The 14,227-nt window shown below is 68.1% G+C and carries 12 protein-coding genes; 7 read left to right on the forward strand and 5 right to left on the reverse strand.

Annotation, left to right across the window (positions count from 1 at the left end; translation table 11 throughout):
* Window positions 1–470: 470 nt before the first annotated feature.
* Window positions 471–1,802 (reverse strand): exodeoxyribonuclease VII large subunit, encoded by a 1,332-nt coding sequence (gene xseA / locus V3B64_RS02600; protein ID WP_329913568.1) that lies wholly within the window; start codon window positions 1,800–1,802, stop codon window positions 471–473.
* Window positions 1,803–1,846: 44 nt separating this feature from the next.
* On the reverse strand, window positions 1,847–2,917 hold the full coding sequence (gene queG / locus V3B64_RS02605) for a tRNA epoxyqueuosine(34) reductase QueG (protein ID WP_107431255.1): 1,071 nt from the start codon (window positions 2,915–2,917) through the stop codon (window positions 1,847–1,849).
* 23 nt (window positions 2,918–2,940) lie between these two features.
* Here queG and V3B64_RS02610 point away from each other — a divergent pair, with 23 nt between their 5' ends.
* The 6 genes from V3B64_RS02610 (at window position 2,941) to V3B64_RS02635 (ending at window position 10,477) form a co-directional block, all read left to right on the forward strand.
* Entirely contained in the window at window positions 2,941–4,425 is a 1,485-nt protein-coding gene (locus V3B64_RS02610; RefSeq protein ID WP_329913569.1) for an NAD(P)H-hydrate dehydratase, read from the forward strand.
* Window positions 4,422–4,904, forward strand: a complete 483-nt coding sequence (tsaE, locus tag V3B64_RS02615; RefSeq protein ID WP_049401237.1) for a tRNA (adenosine(37)-N6)-threonylcarbamoyltransferase complex ATPase subunit type 1 TsaE — start codon at window positions 4,422–4,424, stop codon at window positions 4,902–4,904. The genes V3B64_RS02610 and tsaE overlap by 4 nt, the downstream gene beginning before the upstream one ends.
* Before the next feature lie 82 nt (window positions 4,905–4,986).
* Window positions 4,987–6,549, forward strand: a complete 1,563-nt coding sequence (locus V3B64_RS02620; RefSeq protein ID WP_032130507.1) for an N-acetylmuramoyl-L-alanine amidase — start codon at window positions 4,987–4,989, stop codon at window positions 6,547–6,549.
* Window positions 6,550–6,670: 121 nt separating this feature from the next.
* Window positions 6,671–8,578 carry a DNA mismatch repair endonuclease MutL gene (gene mutL / locus V3B64_RS02625; protein ID WP_329913570.1) on the forward strand — a complete coding sequence of 636 codons (1,908 nt, stop codon included), beginning with the start codon at window positions 6,671–6,673 and terminating at the stop codon, window positions 8,576–8,578.
* Between the two features lie 11 nt (window positions 8,579–8,589).
* Window positions 8,590–9,522: a DUF1684 domain-containing protein gene (locus tag V3B64_RS02630; protein WP_329913571.1), complete on the forward strand. Its 933-nt coding sequence runs from the start codon at window positions 8,590–8,592 to the stop codon at window positions 9,520–9,522.
* Window position 9,523: 1 nt separating this feature from the next.
* Window positions 9,524–10,477, forward strand: a complete 954-nt coding sequence (locus tag V3B64_RS02635; protein ID WP_032130255.1) for a TraB/GumN family protein — start codon at window positions 9,524–9,526, stop codon at window positions 10,475–10,477.
* Between the two features lie 74 nt (window positions 10,478–10,551).
* Here the strand turns inward: V3B64_RS02635 and phaR are convergent, their stop codons facing one another.
* The 3 genes from phaR to gluQRS form a co-directional block, all read right to left on the reverse strand.
* Window positions 10,552–11,091: a polyhydroxyalkanoate synthesis repressor PhaR gene (gene phaR / locus V3B64_RS02640; RefSeq protein WP_032130258.1), complete on the reverse strand. Its 540-nt coding sequence runs from the start codon at window positions 11,089–11,091 to the stop codon at window positions 10,552–10,554.
* A 183-nt stretch (window positions 11,092–11,274) separates the two neighbouring features.
* Window positions 11,275–12,015, reverse strand: coding sequence for an acetoacetyl-CoA reductase (gene phbB / locus V3B64_RS02645; RefSeq protein ID WP_049423910.1), 741 nt, complete (start codon window positions 12,013–12,015; stop codon window positions 11,275–11,277).
* A 17-nt stretch (window positions 12,016–12,032) separates the two neighbouring features.
* The gene (gene gluQRS, locus V3B64_RS02650; protein ID WP_329913572.1) at window positions 12,033–12,953 is read right to left on the reverse strand and encodes a tRNA glutamyl-Q(34) synthetase GluQRS; all 921 of its coding nucleotides are present in this window, start codon (window positions 12,951–12,953) and stop codon (window positions 12,033–12,035) included.
* A gap of 93 nt (window positions 12,954–13,046) precedes the next feature.
* On the opposite strand from gluQRS, the gene htpX reads away from it, so the two are divergent.
* The gene (htpX, locus tag V3B64_RS02655; protein WP_049457138.1) at window positions 13,047–13,913 is read left to right on the forward strand and encodes a protease HtpX; all 867 of its coding nucleotides are present in this window, start codon (window positions 13,047–13,049) and stop codon (window positions 13,911–13,913) included.
* The last annotated feature ends 314 nt before the right edge of the window (window positions 13,914–14,227 follow it).

Here is a 14,227-nt window from a genome sequence, read left to right on the forward strand (position 1 = left end):
CTGCGCACACGGCAAGACCGGGGTTGGGCGTCGTGCCCAACCCGCCCGAGGCATGCCTCGGGCCCATGCGGCTCACGCCCCCGCAACCGGACCCACCCCGCCTTCGACAGATTCTCGCAATCTGTTCGCTCTTCTGTAGAGCCGAGCCATGCTCGGCTCAAATCGTTCCGATATCGAAATATTCGATTCCGATGGAGATTCATCCACGCATGCGTGGATCTACCGTGTCGACCAAGGTCGACAACTACCAACAGCCTCCGGAATCTGTCAGAGGCGGGGCGGTGTGGTTGTGCAGGACCGTTGGCGCCATGGATGGCGCCATCGAGCCCCCATGGATGGGTTTACGGCGTGTCCTGCACAGCCACACCGCCCCGCCATCCCACGGAATACCAGCTTTGGCTGTTGCTTCGGCTGTTGCTGTTGCTTGAACGCTTCTGCAGGTGCAGGGCGCAGCCCTGCCGAACACCCCTTTACTTGACCTGCACCTCGATCACGCCGTCGCCAACGCGGGCCTGCAGGGCGTCACCCGGCTGCACCTGGTCGACGTGCCGCACCAGGGCACCATCGTCACTGCGGGTCAGGATGCTGTAGCCACGCGCCACGGTCGCCAGCGGGCTGACCGCTTCCAGCGAACGCGCCAGCCCGCGCAGGCGCAGTGCATCGCGTTCCAGCAGACGCTGCATCGCAATCTGCGGGCGCCCGCGCAGGGCTGCCAGGCGGCGCTGCATCGCGTCGAGCTGGCGTTGCGGATGGTGCCCGCGCAGCACCGCCGCCGCATGGCGCAGGCGTGCGGCACGGCGTTCCTGCTGCTGGTTGAACGCGGCATGCAGGCGCCGGCCCAGATCGAGCTGGCGGCGGCGCAGCAGGTCCAGCCGCGCCTGCGGGCTCTGTGCGTTCAGGCGCAGCAGGGCGCGGTCGGCGCGCTGCATCGCCTGCTGCATCGCATGCCGTTGCAGCTGCACCATGCGGGCGGCCGTGCGGCGCAGGCGCAGGGCCAGTTCGCGCTGGTCGGGTACCAGCAGTTCGGCCGCCACCGACGGCGTCGGTGCGCGCAGGTCGGCGGCAAAGTCGCTGAGGCTGAAGTCGGTCTCGTGGCCCACCGCCGACACCACCGGCGTGTTGCTGGCGGCGATCGCTCGGGCCAGGGCTTCATCGTTGAAGGCCCACAGGTCTTCCAGCGAGCCGCCGCCGCGGGTCAGCAGGATCACGTCGTAGCGGCCACTGGCGTCGGCGGCCTGCAGCAGGCGGGTGATCTGCGCGGCGGCACTGCTGCCCTGGACCAGGGTCGGCAGCAGGTCCACTTCCAGCAGTGGGAAGCGGCGGCCGAGCACGCTCAGCACGTCGCGTACGGCGGCACCGGTGGGCGAGGTGATCACTGCCAGGCGCTGCACGTGCGCCGGCAGCGGCCGCTTGCGTGCCGGGTCGAACAGGCCCTCGGCCTCCAGGTGTGCCTTCAGCTCCTCGAAGGCGCGGCGCAGCGCGCCTTCGCCGGCTTCTTCCATGTGGTCCAGCACCATCTGGTACTCGCCACGGGCGTCGTACAGGGTCACCTTGCCGCGCACCAGCACGCGCATGCCTTCGCGCGGCACGAACTTCAGGTACTGCGCCTTCATCCGGAACATTGCCGCGCGCAGCTGCGCACGTGCGTCCTTCAGGGTGAAATACAGGTGCCCGGAGGCAGGGCGCGCCACGCTGCCCAGTTCTGCCTCGACCCAGATCGCCGGGAAGCTGCCTTCCAGCAGGTCGCGGGCCAGGGTGTTGAGCTGGCTGGGGGTGAGGATGTCGTTGTTGCGTGGCTGCATGGGAACGGCGTGCTGCGGGCGGAACGGGCGCTCAGGATCGCACGTCAGCGCACCGTGTGCTGGCCCAGCGCCCACTGCACGTGTTCACGCACCAGCGGCGAGGGATCATCGATGCGGGTATGCAATGCGGCGAGCGCTTCGGCAGAGGACGGTGCGTTGCCCAGGGCCACGGCGATGTTGCGCAGCCAGCGTTCATGGCCACTGCGCCGGATCGGGCTGCCTTCGGTACGGCGCAGGAACTCGGCTTCATCCCAGGCGAACAGCTGGTCCAGCCGCGCGGTATCGAGGTTGTTGCGCGCGCGGAAGTCGGCTTCGTCGGTACGCTTGGCGAACTTGTTCCAGGGGCAGACCAGTTGGCAGTCATCACAGCCGTAGATGCGGTTGCCGATCAACGGCCGCATCTCTTCGGGAATGGCGCCGTCGTGCTCGATGGTCAGGTAGGAGATACAGCGCCGCGCGTCCAGCCGCTGCGGGCCGGTGATGGCCTGGGTCGGGCAGACATCGATGCAGCGCGTGCAGGTACCGCAGTGTGCTGTGGCCGCTGCATCGATCGGCAGCGGGATATCGATGTAGATCTCGCCGATGAAGAACCAGGAGCCGCCATGGCGGTCGATCAGGCAGGTGTGCTTGCCGATCCAGCCCAGGCCGGCATTGCGCGCCAGTGCGCGTTCCAGCACGGGGGCGGAATCGACGAATACGCGGTAGCCCAGCGGTGCCACTTCATCGTTGATCTGCGTGGCCAGCTTCTGCAGGCGGTTGCGCATCAGCTTGTGGTAGTCGCGACCCAAAGCGTAACGGGCCACGTAGGCGCGGCCCGGGTCGGCCAGGGTTGCCCAAGCTTCGGTATCGTCCTTGTGGCTGTAGTCCATGCCCACCGAGATCACCCGCACGGTGCCGGGCAGCAGTTCGGCCGGGCGCGCGCGCAGGGTGCCGTGGCGCGCCATCCAGTCCATCGTGCCGTACAGGCCCTGGCCCAGCCAGTCAGCCAGGTGCGCTTCATCCTCGCCCAGCTCGATGCCGGCGATGCCACAGCGCTGGAAGCCATGCGCACGGGCGAGTTCGCGGATGCGCTGCACGGCCTGGGCCGGATCGACAGGGGCGGGGACGGGGGACATGTGCACCAGTATAAAATCCCCGTATGGCCAACCTTGCCGATCTGTTCGATTCCGCTGCCGCGCGTGCGCTTGATGCGCAGGCCTCGGCGCTGGCCGCCGAGGGCGGTTGGGGCCTGATGGCACAGGCCGGCCAGGCCGCCTGGCAGTGCCTGCTGCAGCATTGGCCGCAGGCGCAGCGGATCGGCGTGGTGGTTGGTGCGGGCAACAACGGCGGCGACGGCCATGTGCTGGCCCGCCATGCGCTGCAGGCCGGACGTGAGGTGACGGTGATCGCCTTGCCGGGGAAGCCACCGTCAACCGCGCTGGCACAGCGTGCAGCATCGGAATTCACATCCGACGGCGGCACCCTCACCGATTTCGACGGCGCGCTTCCCGAGGCCGATATCTGGGTTGATGCCCTGTTCGGTCTGGGCTTCGATCGCGCGCCGGAAGGCGTGGCGCGGACGCTGATTGCCGCGCTCAACGCGCAGGCGGCACCGGTTCTGGCGCTGGACGTCCCCAGTGGCGTGGATGCCGACCGCGGCGCCGTACCGGGCGAGGCGGTGAGGGCGGCGCTGACCGTGCAGTTCATCGTGCCGCATCGCGGGCTGTACACCGGCGATGCGCTGGACCATTGCGGGCGGAAGGCGCTGGCGCCGCTGCAGCTACCCGCGGCCGCATGGCAGGGCGTGTCACCCGCTGCGCAGCTCTGGACGCAGGTGCGCCTGCCAGCCCTGCTGCCGCCGCGCCGCACCAATACCCACAAGGGCGAATCCGGGCACGTGCTGTGCGTCGGCGGCAACCATGGCAGCGGCGGCGCCATCGCCATGGCGGCTGAAGCGGCGTTGCGCGCGGGTGCTGGATTGCTGAGCCTGGGCACCCGCCGCGACCACGTTGGCCCGTTGCTGGCGCGGCTGCCCGAAGCCATGACCCATGCACTGGAAGATGGTGACGCGCTGCCGGCACTGCTGGACAAGGCCAGGGTGGTGGCGATCGGCCCCGGTCTGGGCCAGGACGAATGGGCGCGCGCACTGTTTGCGCGGGTGCTGGCCAGCCCCAGGCCACTGGTGGTCGATGCCGATGCACTGAACCTGCTGGCGCAGGATCCGCGCGCGCTGCCGGACGCCATCCTTACGCCACACCCGGGCGAGGCCGCGCGCCTGCTGGGTTGCAGCACGTCTGACATCCAGGCCGATCGCTTCACCTGCGCACAGGCACTGGCCGAGCGCTTCCACGCCGTGGTGGTGCTGAAGGGCGCCGGCAGCATCGTCGCAGCGCCGGGGCAACGGCCACGACTGATCGCGGCTGGCAATCCCGGCATGGCCGTGGGTGGCATGGGAGACCTGCTGACAGGCATCATCGCCAGCCTGCGTGGGCAAGGCCTGGCCGCCTTCGATGCCGCTGCCGCTGGTGCGCTGTTGCATGCGCTTGCCGGCGACGTCGCTGCCGCCGACGGCGCGCGCGGCCTGCTTCCAACTGATCTGCTGTCGCCGCTGCGGCGACTGGCCAACCCGGAACTTTCCCGATGATCGATTTCTTCCTTGCCGACAGCGCTGCCACTGAACTGCTCGGGCAGTGGCTGGCCGCCACCCGACCGCCGCAGGCGCTGGTCGAACTGCGCGGCGACCTGGGCGCCGGCAAATCCACCACCGCCCGCGCACTGCTGCGCGCACTGGGCGTGCAGGGGGCGATCCGCAGCCCGACCTACACCCTGGTCGAGCGCTATCCGCTGGCCAGCGGTGGCGAGGCCTGGCATCTGGATCTGTACCGGATCGGCCAGGCCGGCGAGCTCGATTTTCTCGGGCTGGACGAGGGCAGCGCGGTGTTGTGGCTGGTGGAATGGCCGGAACGCGGCGCTGGCGCGCTGCCGCCGACCGACCTGGTGGTGGCGCTGGAGATCGAGGGGCAGGGGCGTCGCGTCCGTCTCACTGGAGCCAGCGACGTCGGACATGAATGGCTGGAACGGCTCCCCCAAGGGGGCGACTTGCAGGCCATTTCTGTCGGCTGACGAGAACAAACACCGGCAGGTTACGGATTATTAAGGAAAAAGGTGTTGCATTCCGTTCAGCGCGGTGATTGAATCCTGAGCCATGCGCCCGGGGAACCGTCTCATTGCCATCTGTGCCGCCGTCGGACTGAGTCTGGCGAGCGTCAGTGCGTGGGCCGGTGAAGTCCGTCAGGTCCTGCTGAATACCGGCGCCACCGGCACCCGTGCCGAGATCTCGCTGGTCGGCAGTGGCGGTTACAAGACCCTGTCGTTGGCCGGTCCGAACCGCCTGGTGGTCGATTTCCCGGACTCCAGCGCCATACGCAACCTGAAAATGCCGGCCGCGCAGGGCGTGGTCACGGCGGTGCGTACCGGACAGCCGGTGCCGGGGACCTTCCGTGTCGTTTTCGACCTCGCTGAATCGGTGGCGCCGTTCCGCCCACAGATGCAGCGCGAAGGCAATGAATCCAAGCTGGTGATCGAATGGCCGGGCGATGGCCCGGCCGTGGCCGCCAGCCGCCCGCCAGCGACGCCGGCGGTGCAGCCGCAGGCACCGGTCAACACGCCCGCACCGACGCCGGCCGAGAGCGCGCAGTCGCGCAACGACGCCGCGCGCGCCACCGCGCTGTTGACCGCGCAGGTACAGCAGCAGGCCAGCGCCGCCGCTGCCACACCGGCTACTCCGACCCCGGCCCCGTCCACTGCACCGGCCCAGGTCGCGGCAGCGGGCACGGCTGCCAGCAGTACGCCGTCCGCATCGCCGGCTGCGATCCTTGCCGGCCAGCGTACCGCCGCCGTGGTAACCACGCCGCCGGCCACAGCGCCTGCACCGGTTCCGACCACGGTGGTGCCACCGCGTCCGGCCATGCCCAGCGATGCCTCGCGCATCCGCATGCAGGCTGGCATGCGCCACCTGGTGGTGGCCATCGATCCGGGCCACGGCGGCCAGGACCCCGGTGCGATCGGCCCGACCGGCAAGCGCGAGAAGGATGTGACCCTGGCCGTAGCGCGTGAACTGGCCCGTCAGGTCAACGCGACGCCGGGCCTGAAGGCCTACCTGACCCGCGACAGCGACGTGTTCATTCCGCTGCCGATGCGCGCGCAGAAGGCGCGTGCGAACAAGGCCGACATCTTCATTTCGATCCATGCCGACGCGGCGGAAAACCGTTCGGCCACGGGCTCGTCGGTGTACGTGCTGTCGACCAAGGGAGCCTCTTCGCAGCGCGCCCGCTGGCTGGCGGACAAGGAAAACGCGGCCGACCTGGTCGGTGGCGTGCGCCTGCAGCAGACCGAAGGCACGCTCGCCAACGTGCTGCTGGATCTGGCCCAGAGCGGCTACATGAAGGCGTCCGAGGACGCGGCCGGCCATGTGCTGGGCGGCCTGAAGCGGATCGGCAACAACCACAAGCCGAACATCGAGCGCGCCAACTTCGCGGTGCTGCGTACTTCGGACATGCCGGCGATGCTGGTGGAAACCGCGTTCATCTCCAATCCGGATGAAGAGCGCCGCCTGATCGACCCGGCCTACCAGCGCAAGATCGCCGGTGCGGTGCTGGACGGCGTGCACACGTTCTTCAGCCGTCAGCCGCCGCCGGGCACGTTGTATGCCGCCCGGGCCCAGGCCGAGATCGACGCCGCCGGCACCATGGCCGGCGGCAGCAAGTAACCCGCCGAAGGCGGGTTACTGCTTTCTGTAGAGTCGAGCGGCGCTCGACTGGGCCTTCCCGGTAGCCCGTCAGTCGAGCATGGCTCGACTCTACCCTCGGCCGCTCCGTTATCATCCCCGCATGACGTCTGCTACCCATCCGCGCCCGATCCGGCCGTTGCCGGAGATCCTCATCAACCAGATCGCCGCTGGCGAAGTGGTCGAACGTCCCGCGTCGGTGGTCAAGGAGCTGGTCGAGAACGCGATCGATGCCGGCGCCAGCCGCGTTGATATCGATCTTGAAGAGGGCGGTGTCCGCCTGATCCGCATCCGCGACAACGGTAGTGGCATCGCGCCGGAACAGTTGCCGCTGGCGGTGTCGCGCCACGCCACCAGCAAGATTGCCGATCTGGACGATCTTGAATCGGTGGCCACGCTCGGTTTCCGGGGTGAAGCGCTGCCGTCGATCGCCTCGGTCAGCCGCTTCACCCTGTCCTCGCGTCGCGCACATGACGAACACGGTTCGGCGCTGCAGATCGAAGGCGGCAAGATCGGCGAAGTGACGCCGCGCGCGCATGCGCCGGGCACCACGGTGGAAGTGCGCGAGCTGTTCTACAACGTACCGGCGCGGCGCAAGTTCCTGCGCGCCGAGCGCACCGAGCTGGGCCATATCGAAGAATGGCTGCGTTCGCTGGCGCTGGCGCGGCCGGATGTCGAACTGCGCGTCTCGCACAACGGCAAGGCCTCGCGTCGCTACAAGCCGGGCGATCTGTATTCCGATGCGCGATTGGCCGAAACGCTGGGCGAGGATTTCGCCAACCAGGCCGTTCGCGTCGACCACAGCGGTGCCGGCCTGCGCCTGCACGGCTGGATTGCGCAGCCGCATTATTCGCGCGCCAGCGCCGACCAGCAGTACCTGTACGTCAACGGCCGCTCGGTACGCGACCGCAGCGTCGCCCATGCGGTGAAGATGGCCTATGGCGATGTGCTGTATCACGGCCGCCAACCGGCCTACGTGCTGTTCCTGGAGCTTGACCCGACCCGCGTCGACGTCAACGTGCACCCGGCCAAGCACGAGGTGCGCTTCCGCGACTCGCGGCTGGTGCATGATTTTGTCTACCGCACGCTGAAGGATGCGCTGGCCGATACCCGCGCCGGCATGTCGGTGCAGGACATCGGCGCCGGCTCCGCGCATCCGGTGGATGCAGGCGCGGCACCGATGCTCTCCAGTGCAGGTGCCTCCGGTTTCGGTCTGGTACGCGGTGCCGCACCGGGGGCCGGTTCGAGTGGTGGCGGTGGTGGATTCTCGGGTTGGCGCCCGCAGCAACCGCTGGGATTGCAGGTGGCCGATGCACCGGCGGCCTATGCCGCGCTGTATGCCGCACCGGCCGGCGCCGAACGCGGTGCTGCGCTGCCGCCGATGCCGACCGAGAACGGGCTGCCGGTCACCAGTGCCGACGCTGGCGTGCCACCGCTGGGCTACGCGATCGCGCAGCTGCATGGCATCTACATCCTGGCCGAGAACGCCGAAGGCCTGATCGTGGTCGACATGCATGCGGCACACGAACGCATCGGTTACGAGCGGCTGAAGAACGCGCACGATGGCATCGGCCTGCAGTCGCAGCCGTTGCTGGTGCCGATCACGCTGGCGGTGGGCGAGCGCGAAGCCGACACCGCCGAGAATGAAAGTGAAACCTTGGCCGCACTCGGCTTCGAAGTGACCCGTGCCGGCCCCGGTGCGCTGCACGTGCGCAGTATTCCGGTGCTGCTGGCGCATGCCGAACCGGAAGGCCTGCTGCGCGACGTGCTGACCGACCTGCGCGAACACGGCCAGAGCCGGCGCGTGGCCAGTGCACGCGACGAACTGCTGTCGACCATGGCCTGCCATGGCGCGGTGCGCGCCAACCGGCGCCTGACCGTGCCGGAAATGAACGCGCTGCTGCGCGACATGGAAATCACCGAGCGGTCCGGCCAGTGCAACCACGGCCGGCCGACCTGGGCCCGTTTTTCGCTGGCGGAGATCGACCGCTGGTTCCTGCGCGGACGTTGAGGGGAGCATCGATGCGTTATCGGGGAATGGGCGGCCTGCTGGCCGCTTTGGTGTTGGCCGCCTGCAGCCCGGCGACGCCGCCGGCACCAGCCTCGGCCGCGGAGGATCCGTCCTATGCCGCCGAGCAGCAGCAGTGGCGGGTGGCACGCTATCAGGACCTGACCCGGCCCGATGGCTGGACCGCGCTGGTCGGCCTGCACTGGCTGCAGAACAAATCCCACTTCGTCGGCAGCGGCGCGACCAATGGCATCCGCCTGGCGGTTGGGCCGGACAAGCTGGGCTTGCTGCGCCGTGAAGGCAGCCAATGGTGGTTCACGCCCGAAGCCGGCGTGGATGTCAGCCATGATGGCCAGCCGGTGCGCGGCCGCATCCGCATCGACACAGACAAGGATCCGCAGCCGACGCTGCTGGCTTTCGATGGCGGCAAAGGCCAGCTCAGCATCATCCGCCGCGGTCCGCGCGATGCGCTGCGGGTCAAGCACGCCGAAGCGCCGGCACGTCGCGATTTCGGTGGGCTGGAGTACTGGCCGGGCGGCCCGGACTGGCAGGTGCAGGCGCGCTTTGTCGCACATCCGCCGGGCAAGACCCTGCCCATTGTCGACATCACCGGCCTGACCACCGAAATGCCCAATGCCGGCGCAGTCGAGTTCCAGCGCGATGGCCGCAGCTGGCGGTTGGAGGCGATCGGTGCGCCGGGGCAGCCGCTGTTCCTGATCTTTGCCGATCGCACCAGTGGCCGTGGCAGCTATCCGGCCGGTCGCTATCTGGATACCGATGCCCCCGCTGCCGATGGCACCGTGCGCATCGATTTCAACCATGCCTACAACCCACCGTGTGCGTTCACCGCTTACGCGACCTGCCCGTTGGCGCCACCGGAAAACCGGTTGGACCTGCGTGTGGAAGCGGGCGAGAAGGCGTACCACCTGCCTGAAGGAGAAGGCTGATATGCCGATCAGATCCCTGTTGCGTGCCACCGTTCTGTTGGCGGCCTGTGCGCTGGCACCGCTGGTTGCAGCGCGTACTGTGCAAGCCGATACCGCTGGCGCAGCGGCGGCCAAGCCGCCGGTGCCGTTGCTGTGGAAGGTGACCGGCCCGGGTGACTCGCGCCTCTACCTGCTCGGTTCCTTCCACCTGCTGAAGCCGCAGGACTACCCGTTGTCGCCCGATGTCGAACAGGCGTTCGAGGCTTCGCAGCGGGTCGTGTTCGAACTGTCGCCGGAAGACATGCAGTCGCCACAGTTGGCCAGCCGCATGGTGCAGGCGGCGGTGCGCACCGATGGCAGCGAGCTCAAGCGCGATCTCGATGCCGCGACCTGGCAGAAGCTGCAGGTGTTCGCCACCGAAAACAAGCTGCCGCTGGCGCAGATGCAGGGGATGAAGCCGTGGTTTGTCGGCCTGAGCATTTCGGTCGGGCAGATGCAGAAGCTGGGCCTGGACCCGGCACTGGGCCTGGACCGCCACTTCATGGAGCGCGCGCAGAAGACCGGGCGCAAGACTGCGGGACTGGAAGACATCGACACCCAGATCGGCATGCTCGACGGAATGACGCTGCAGGAACAGCGGCAGATGCTGGCCGAAGCGCTGGACCAGGCCGGCAAGGCCGACGAGCAGGCACGCCAGCTGCACGACGCCTGGCGCCGCGGTGACGAGCGCGTGCTGTGGACCCGGATGGCGGCGGAAATGCGCCAGCAGTATCCGCAGCTGTATCAGCGCATCAATACCGGCCGCAATGACGCCTGGGTGCCGAAGCTGCTGCCGTACCTGCAGGCAGGGCAGGGCGGTACGCTGGTGGTGGTGGGCACGCTGCACCTGCTGGGCAACGACGGCGTGGTCGAGAAGCTGAAGGCGAAGGGTTACAAGGTCGAGCGCGTATGCACGGGGTGCAAGGCGAAACGCTGACGTATCGTTGGCGCGATGCCAAACAAAACGGCGCGCCAGGGGCGCGCCGTTTTCGTATCAGCCGTTGCAGCAGCTCAGCGGCGGGTCTTGCCGCCGGTGCCGGTGCCCGGTTCGTTCGGCTTGTTGCCGGTACCTGCGCCGGTTCCCGTTCCGGTGCCGCCCGGACGCGGGCCACCGAAGCCCGTGCCCATGTTGCGCTGGAATTCCTGCCACAACTCCAGGTTGCGCTCGGTCAGCTGGTTCATCATCGCCCACGGGGTCTGCCCCAGCAGGTTGCCCATCTGCTGGCGGAACTGCTGCTGCTGGTCGAGGAAGACCTGCATGCTGCGCTCCAGGTAGTTGCCCATGAAGCCCTGCAGGGAATCGCCGTAGAAGCGGATCAGCTGGCTCAGCAGCTGGGTGGACAGCATCGGTTCGCCGTCCTGTTCCTGGTCGGCGATGATCTGCAGCAGGACCGATCGCGTGAGGTCGTCGCCGCTCTTGGCGTCGCGGACTTCGAAGTCTTCACCGTCCAGGATCAGCTGGCGCACGTCCTCGATGGTGATGTAGCTGGAGATCTCGGTGTCGTAGAGACGGCGGTTCGGATACTTCTTGATGATGCGGGTCGCAGCCATGAAGCGGTACTCGTCACAGTAGACGCGCAGCATGGCGCAGTGCAGCAGCCGTTGCAACCGCCTCAGCCCCCGCCAGGCTTGGCTTTCGGCGGCGATCATGTTGCGCAACAAGGGTTTGCGTGCTGCGCAGCATGACTCTTGGCAGGGGCCGGCGGTGTTCGCCGCGATGGCCCGCTGCGCGGCTTACCAACCCATATGGTGGCCGCCGTTGATGTCCAGGTTGCTACCGGTGATCCACGAGGCTTCATCGGCGACCAGGAACGAGACGCCGTAGGCGATTTCCTCCGGCTTGCCCAGGCGTCCGGTGGGGATGTCGGCGATGATCTTGGCACGCACCTCCTCCGGCACCGCCATCACCATGTCGGTAGCGACGTAGCCGGGCGAAATGGTGTTGACGGTGATGCCAAAACCGGCGTTCTCGCGGGCCAGCGAGATGGTGAAGCCGTGCATGCCGGCCTTGGCCGCCGCGTAGTTGGCCTGACCGTACTGGCCCTTCAGGCCGTTGATCGAGCTGATCTGGATGACCCGGCCCCAGCCGCGGCGGCGCATGCCCTCGATGACCGGACGGGTGACGTTGAACACCGAATTGAGATTGGTGTTGATCACATCGTGCCACTGGTCCGCGCGCATGCGGTGGAAGGTGGTATCGCGGGTGATGCCGGCGTTGTTGACCAGGATCTCGACCGGACCCAGTTCGGCCTCGACGGCGCGCACCAGCGCTTCGGCGCTGTCCGGATCGGAGACATCGCCCGGGAAGATCGACACGCTGTAGCCGCGTTCGGTCATCGCCTGCTGCCAGGCGCGGGCCTTGGCCTCGTCGCGGTAGTTGGTGGCGACCCGGTGGCCCTGGTCGGCCAGGCGTTGGCAGATGGCGGTACCGATGCCGCCGGTTCCGCCGGTGACCAGTGCGACGCGAGATGTCATGGAGTGCTGTCCGGGTATCAGGTGGGGGAAGGGTGATTCTGCAACATCGGCGCGGAAAGTGCGCCGGCCGGCAACAGGATGTCGCTACGCGGCAACCGCGCCGGGTCGAAGGCCCGTTGCGCGGCGGCGAGCAGCGCGTCCAGCTCCTGCGCGTGGTCCAGCGCCTCAGGGGCTTGGCCGAGCAGCTGCCAGAGCTGGCGCAGCACCGGCATCGGGCGTTCGCTGTCCACCGGCAGCGCCGCCAGTGACTTGGACAGCTTGTGGCCCGGCGTATCCAGCAGCAGCGGCAGGTGCCAGTAGCGTGGCACCGCCAGACCCAGCGCCTGCTGCAGCAGGATCTGCCGCGCGGTGGAGTCGAGCAGGTCGGCACCGCGCACCACTTCGGTCACGCCCTGCGCGGCGTCATCGACCACCACCGCCAACTGGTAGGCCCAGCAGCCATCGGCGCGGCGCAGCACGAAGTCGCCGACCTCGGCCTGCACGTCCTGCTGCTGCGGGCCGCGCAGGCCATCGTCGAAATGCACGATGCTGCGCGGTGGCACGCGGAAACGGACGGCGGGGTCCGGTCGTGGTTGCCGCGCTACGCAGCGGTGATGGATGCCGCCGCTGGCAGCCAGCTCGCTGCGGCTGCAGTGGCAGACAAAGGCCTGGTCGCTGGCGAGCAGTACATCCAGCGCGGCCTGGTAGGCCTCGCCGCGCGTGCTCTGCCAGAGCACCGGGCCATCGTGGGCCAGGCCGAACGCGGCCAGCACCTGCAGCTGTGATTCCGCTGCACCGGGCACGGTGCGCGGCGGGTCGACGTCTTCGACGCGCAGCCGCCACAGGCCGCCGTGATGGCGGGCGAGCAGCCAGCTGCCGAAGGCGGCGAGCAGGGATCCGGGGTGGAGCAGGCCGGTCGGCGAAGGGGCGAAGCGGCCGCAGGGAATGGGGGAGGTCATGCTGGCTGAATCGTCGGTCAGGTTGGCGCTTGAATTCAAGCTGACCGCACCGCAAATTGATCGATATCGACCCCTTCCGAGCCGGAATTTCCCATGTTCACCCGTATTGCCCTCTTCCTGGCCACGAACTTTGCCGTGCTGATCCTGGCCAGCATCGTGATGTCGCTGTTGGGAACCGACCCCAGCAAGATGAGCGGCCTGCTGATCATGGCCGGCATCTTCGGTTTCGGTGGCTCCTTCATCTCGCTGCTGCTGTCCAAGTGGATGGCCAAGCGCTCCACCGGCGCGGTGGTGATCACCGAGCCGCGCAACCAGACCGAGCGCTGGCTGCTGGCCACCGTCGAGCGTCAGGCCAAGGCGGCCGGCATCGGCATGCCGGAAGTGGCCGTGTACGAAGGTCCGGAGATCAATGCCTTCGCCACCGGTGCCAACCGCAACAACGCGCTGGTGGCGGTGTCCACCGGCCTGCTGCATAACATGAGCGAAGACGAAGCCGAAGCGGTGCTGGGCCACGAGATCGCCCACGTCGCCAACGGTGACATGATCACCATGGCCCTGCTGCAGGGTGTGCTGAACACCTTCGTGATCGTGCTGGCCCGCGTGGTCGGCGGCATCATCGACAGCGCACTGTCGGGCAACCGCGAAGGTGGTGGTCGTGGCTTCGCCTACTACATCATCGTGTTCGTGCTGGAGATGGTGTTCGGCCTGTTCGCGACGATGATCTCGATGTGGTTCTCGCGCCACCGCGAGTTCCGCGCCGACGCCGGCGGTGCCTCGTTGGCCGGCCGCCAGAAAATGATCGCCGCGCTGGAGCGCCTGCAGCTCAACCACGGCCAGAGCACGCTGCCGACCCAGATCGCGGCGTTCGGTATTGCCGGTTCGACGGCGAAGAAGCTGTTCATGAGCCACCCGCCGCTGGAAGAGCGCATCGCCGCGCTGCGGGCGTCGACGGTGGCGTAAGCCTCCGTACTTCCACGGTAGCGCAGGAACGCCTGGCCTCGCGCCGGGCGTTTTTGTTTGCGCGCCGGTGCATCGGTGGCGCCGGGTACGACCTGGCGAGAGTCGTTTCCGCGACTGCGGGGAGGTGTCACTTTCTTTGCTCGTGCAAAGAAAGTAACCAAAGAAACACGCCGCCGGGGCGCGAGCCGATGCTGCGCATCGGTACCCTGCGCTCCTCGGTCCGTCGAGGGACGGTGCGGGAACTCGCTGCGCTCAGACACCCGCATCTCTTCGCCCTCGCCGGACCTGCGGTGCTCGGCTCGCTTGAAGGCGGA

It is taken from the genome of Stenotrophomonas sp. SMYL86, from assembly GCF_036320025.1.
GTDB classification, from domain to species: Bacteria; Pseudomonadota; Gammaproteobacteria; order Xanthomonadales; family Xanthomonadaceae; genus Stenotrophomonas; species Stenotrophomonas maltophilia_A.

Coding starts and splice junctions, on each gene's coding strand:
- gluQRS (WP_329913572.1), bottom strand. CDS start 12,953: ATGACCTCCCCCATTCCCTGCGGCCGCTTCGCCCCTTCGCCGACCGGC.
- V3B64_RS02610 (WP_329913569.1), top strand. CDS start 2,941: ATGGCCAACCTTGCCGATCTGTTCGATTCCGCTGCCGCGCGTGCGCTT.
- V3B64_RS02630 (WP_329913571.1), top strand. CDS start 8,590: ATGCGTTATCGGGGAATGGGCGGCCTGCTGGCCGCTTTGGTGTTGGCC.
- htpX (WP_049457138.1), top strand. CDS start 13,047: ATGTTCACCCGTATTGCCCTCTTCCTGGCCACGAACTTTGCCGTGCTG.
- V3B64_RS02635 (WP_032130255.1), top strand. CDS start 9,524: ATGCCGATCAGATCCCTGTTGCGTGCCACCGTTCTGTTGGCGGCCTGT.
- tsaE (WP_049401237.1), top strand. CDS start 4,422: ATGATCGATTTCTTCCTTGCCGACAGCGCTGCCACTGAACTGCTCGGG.
- V3B64_RS02620 (WP_032130507.1), top strand. CDS start 4,987: ATGCGCCCGGGGAACCGTCTCATTGCCATCTGTGCCGCCGTCGGACTG.
- queG (WP_107431255.1), bottom strand. CDS start 2,917: ATGTCCCCCGTCCCCGCCCCTGTCGATCCGGCCCAGGCCGTGCAGCGC.
- phaR (WP_032130258.1), bottom strand. CDS start 11,091: ATGGCTGCGACCCGCATCATCAAGAAGTATCCGAACCGCCGTCTCTAC.
- phbB (WP_049423910.1), bottom strand. CDS start 12,015: ATGACATCTCGCGTCGCACTGGTCACCGGCGGAACCGGCGGCATCGGT.
- xseA (WP_329913568.1), bottom strand. CDS start 1,802: ATGCAGCCACGCAACAACGACATCCTCACCCCCAGCCAGCTCAACACC.
- mutL (WP_329913570.1), top strand. CDS start 6,671: ATGACGTCTGCTACCCATCCGCGCCCGATCCGGCCGTTGCCGGAGATC.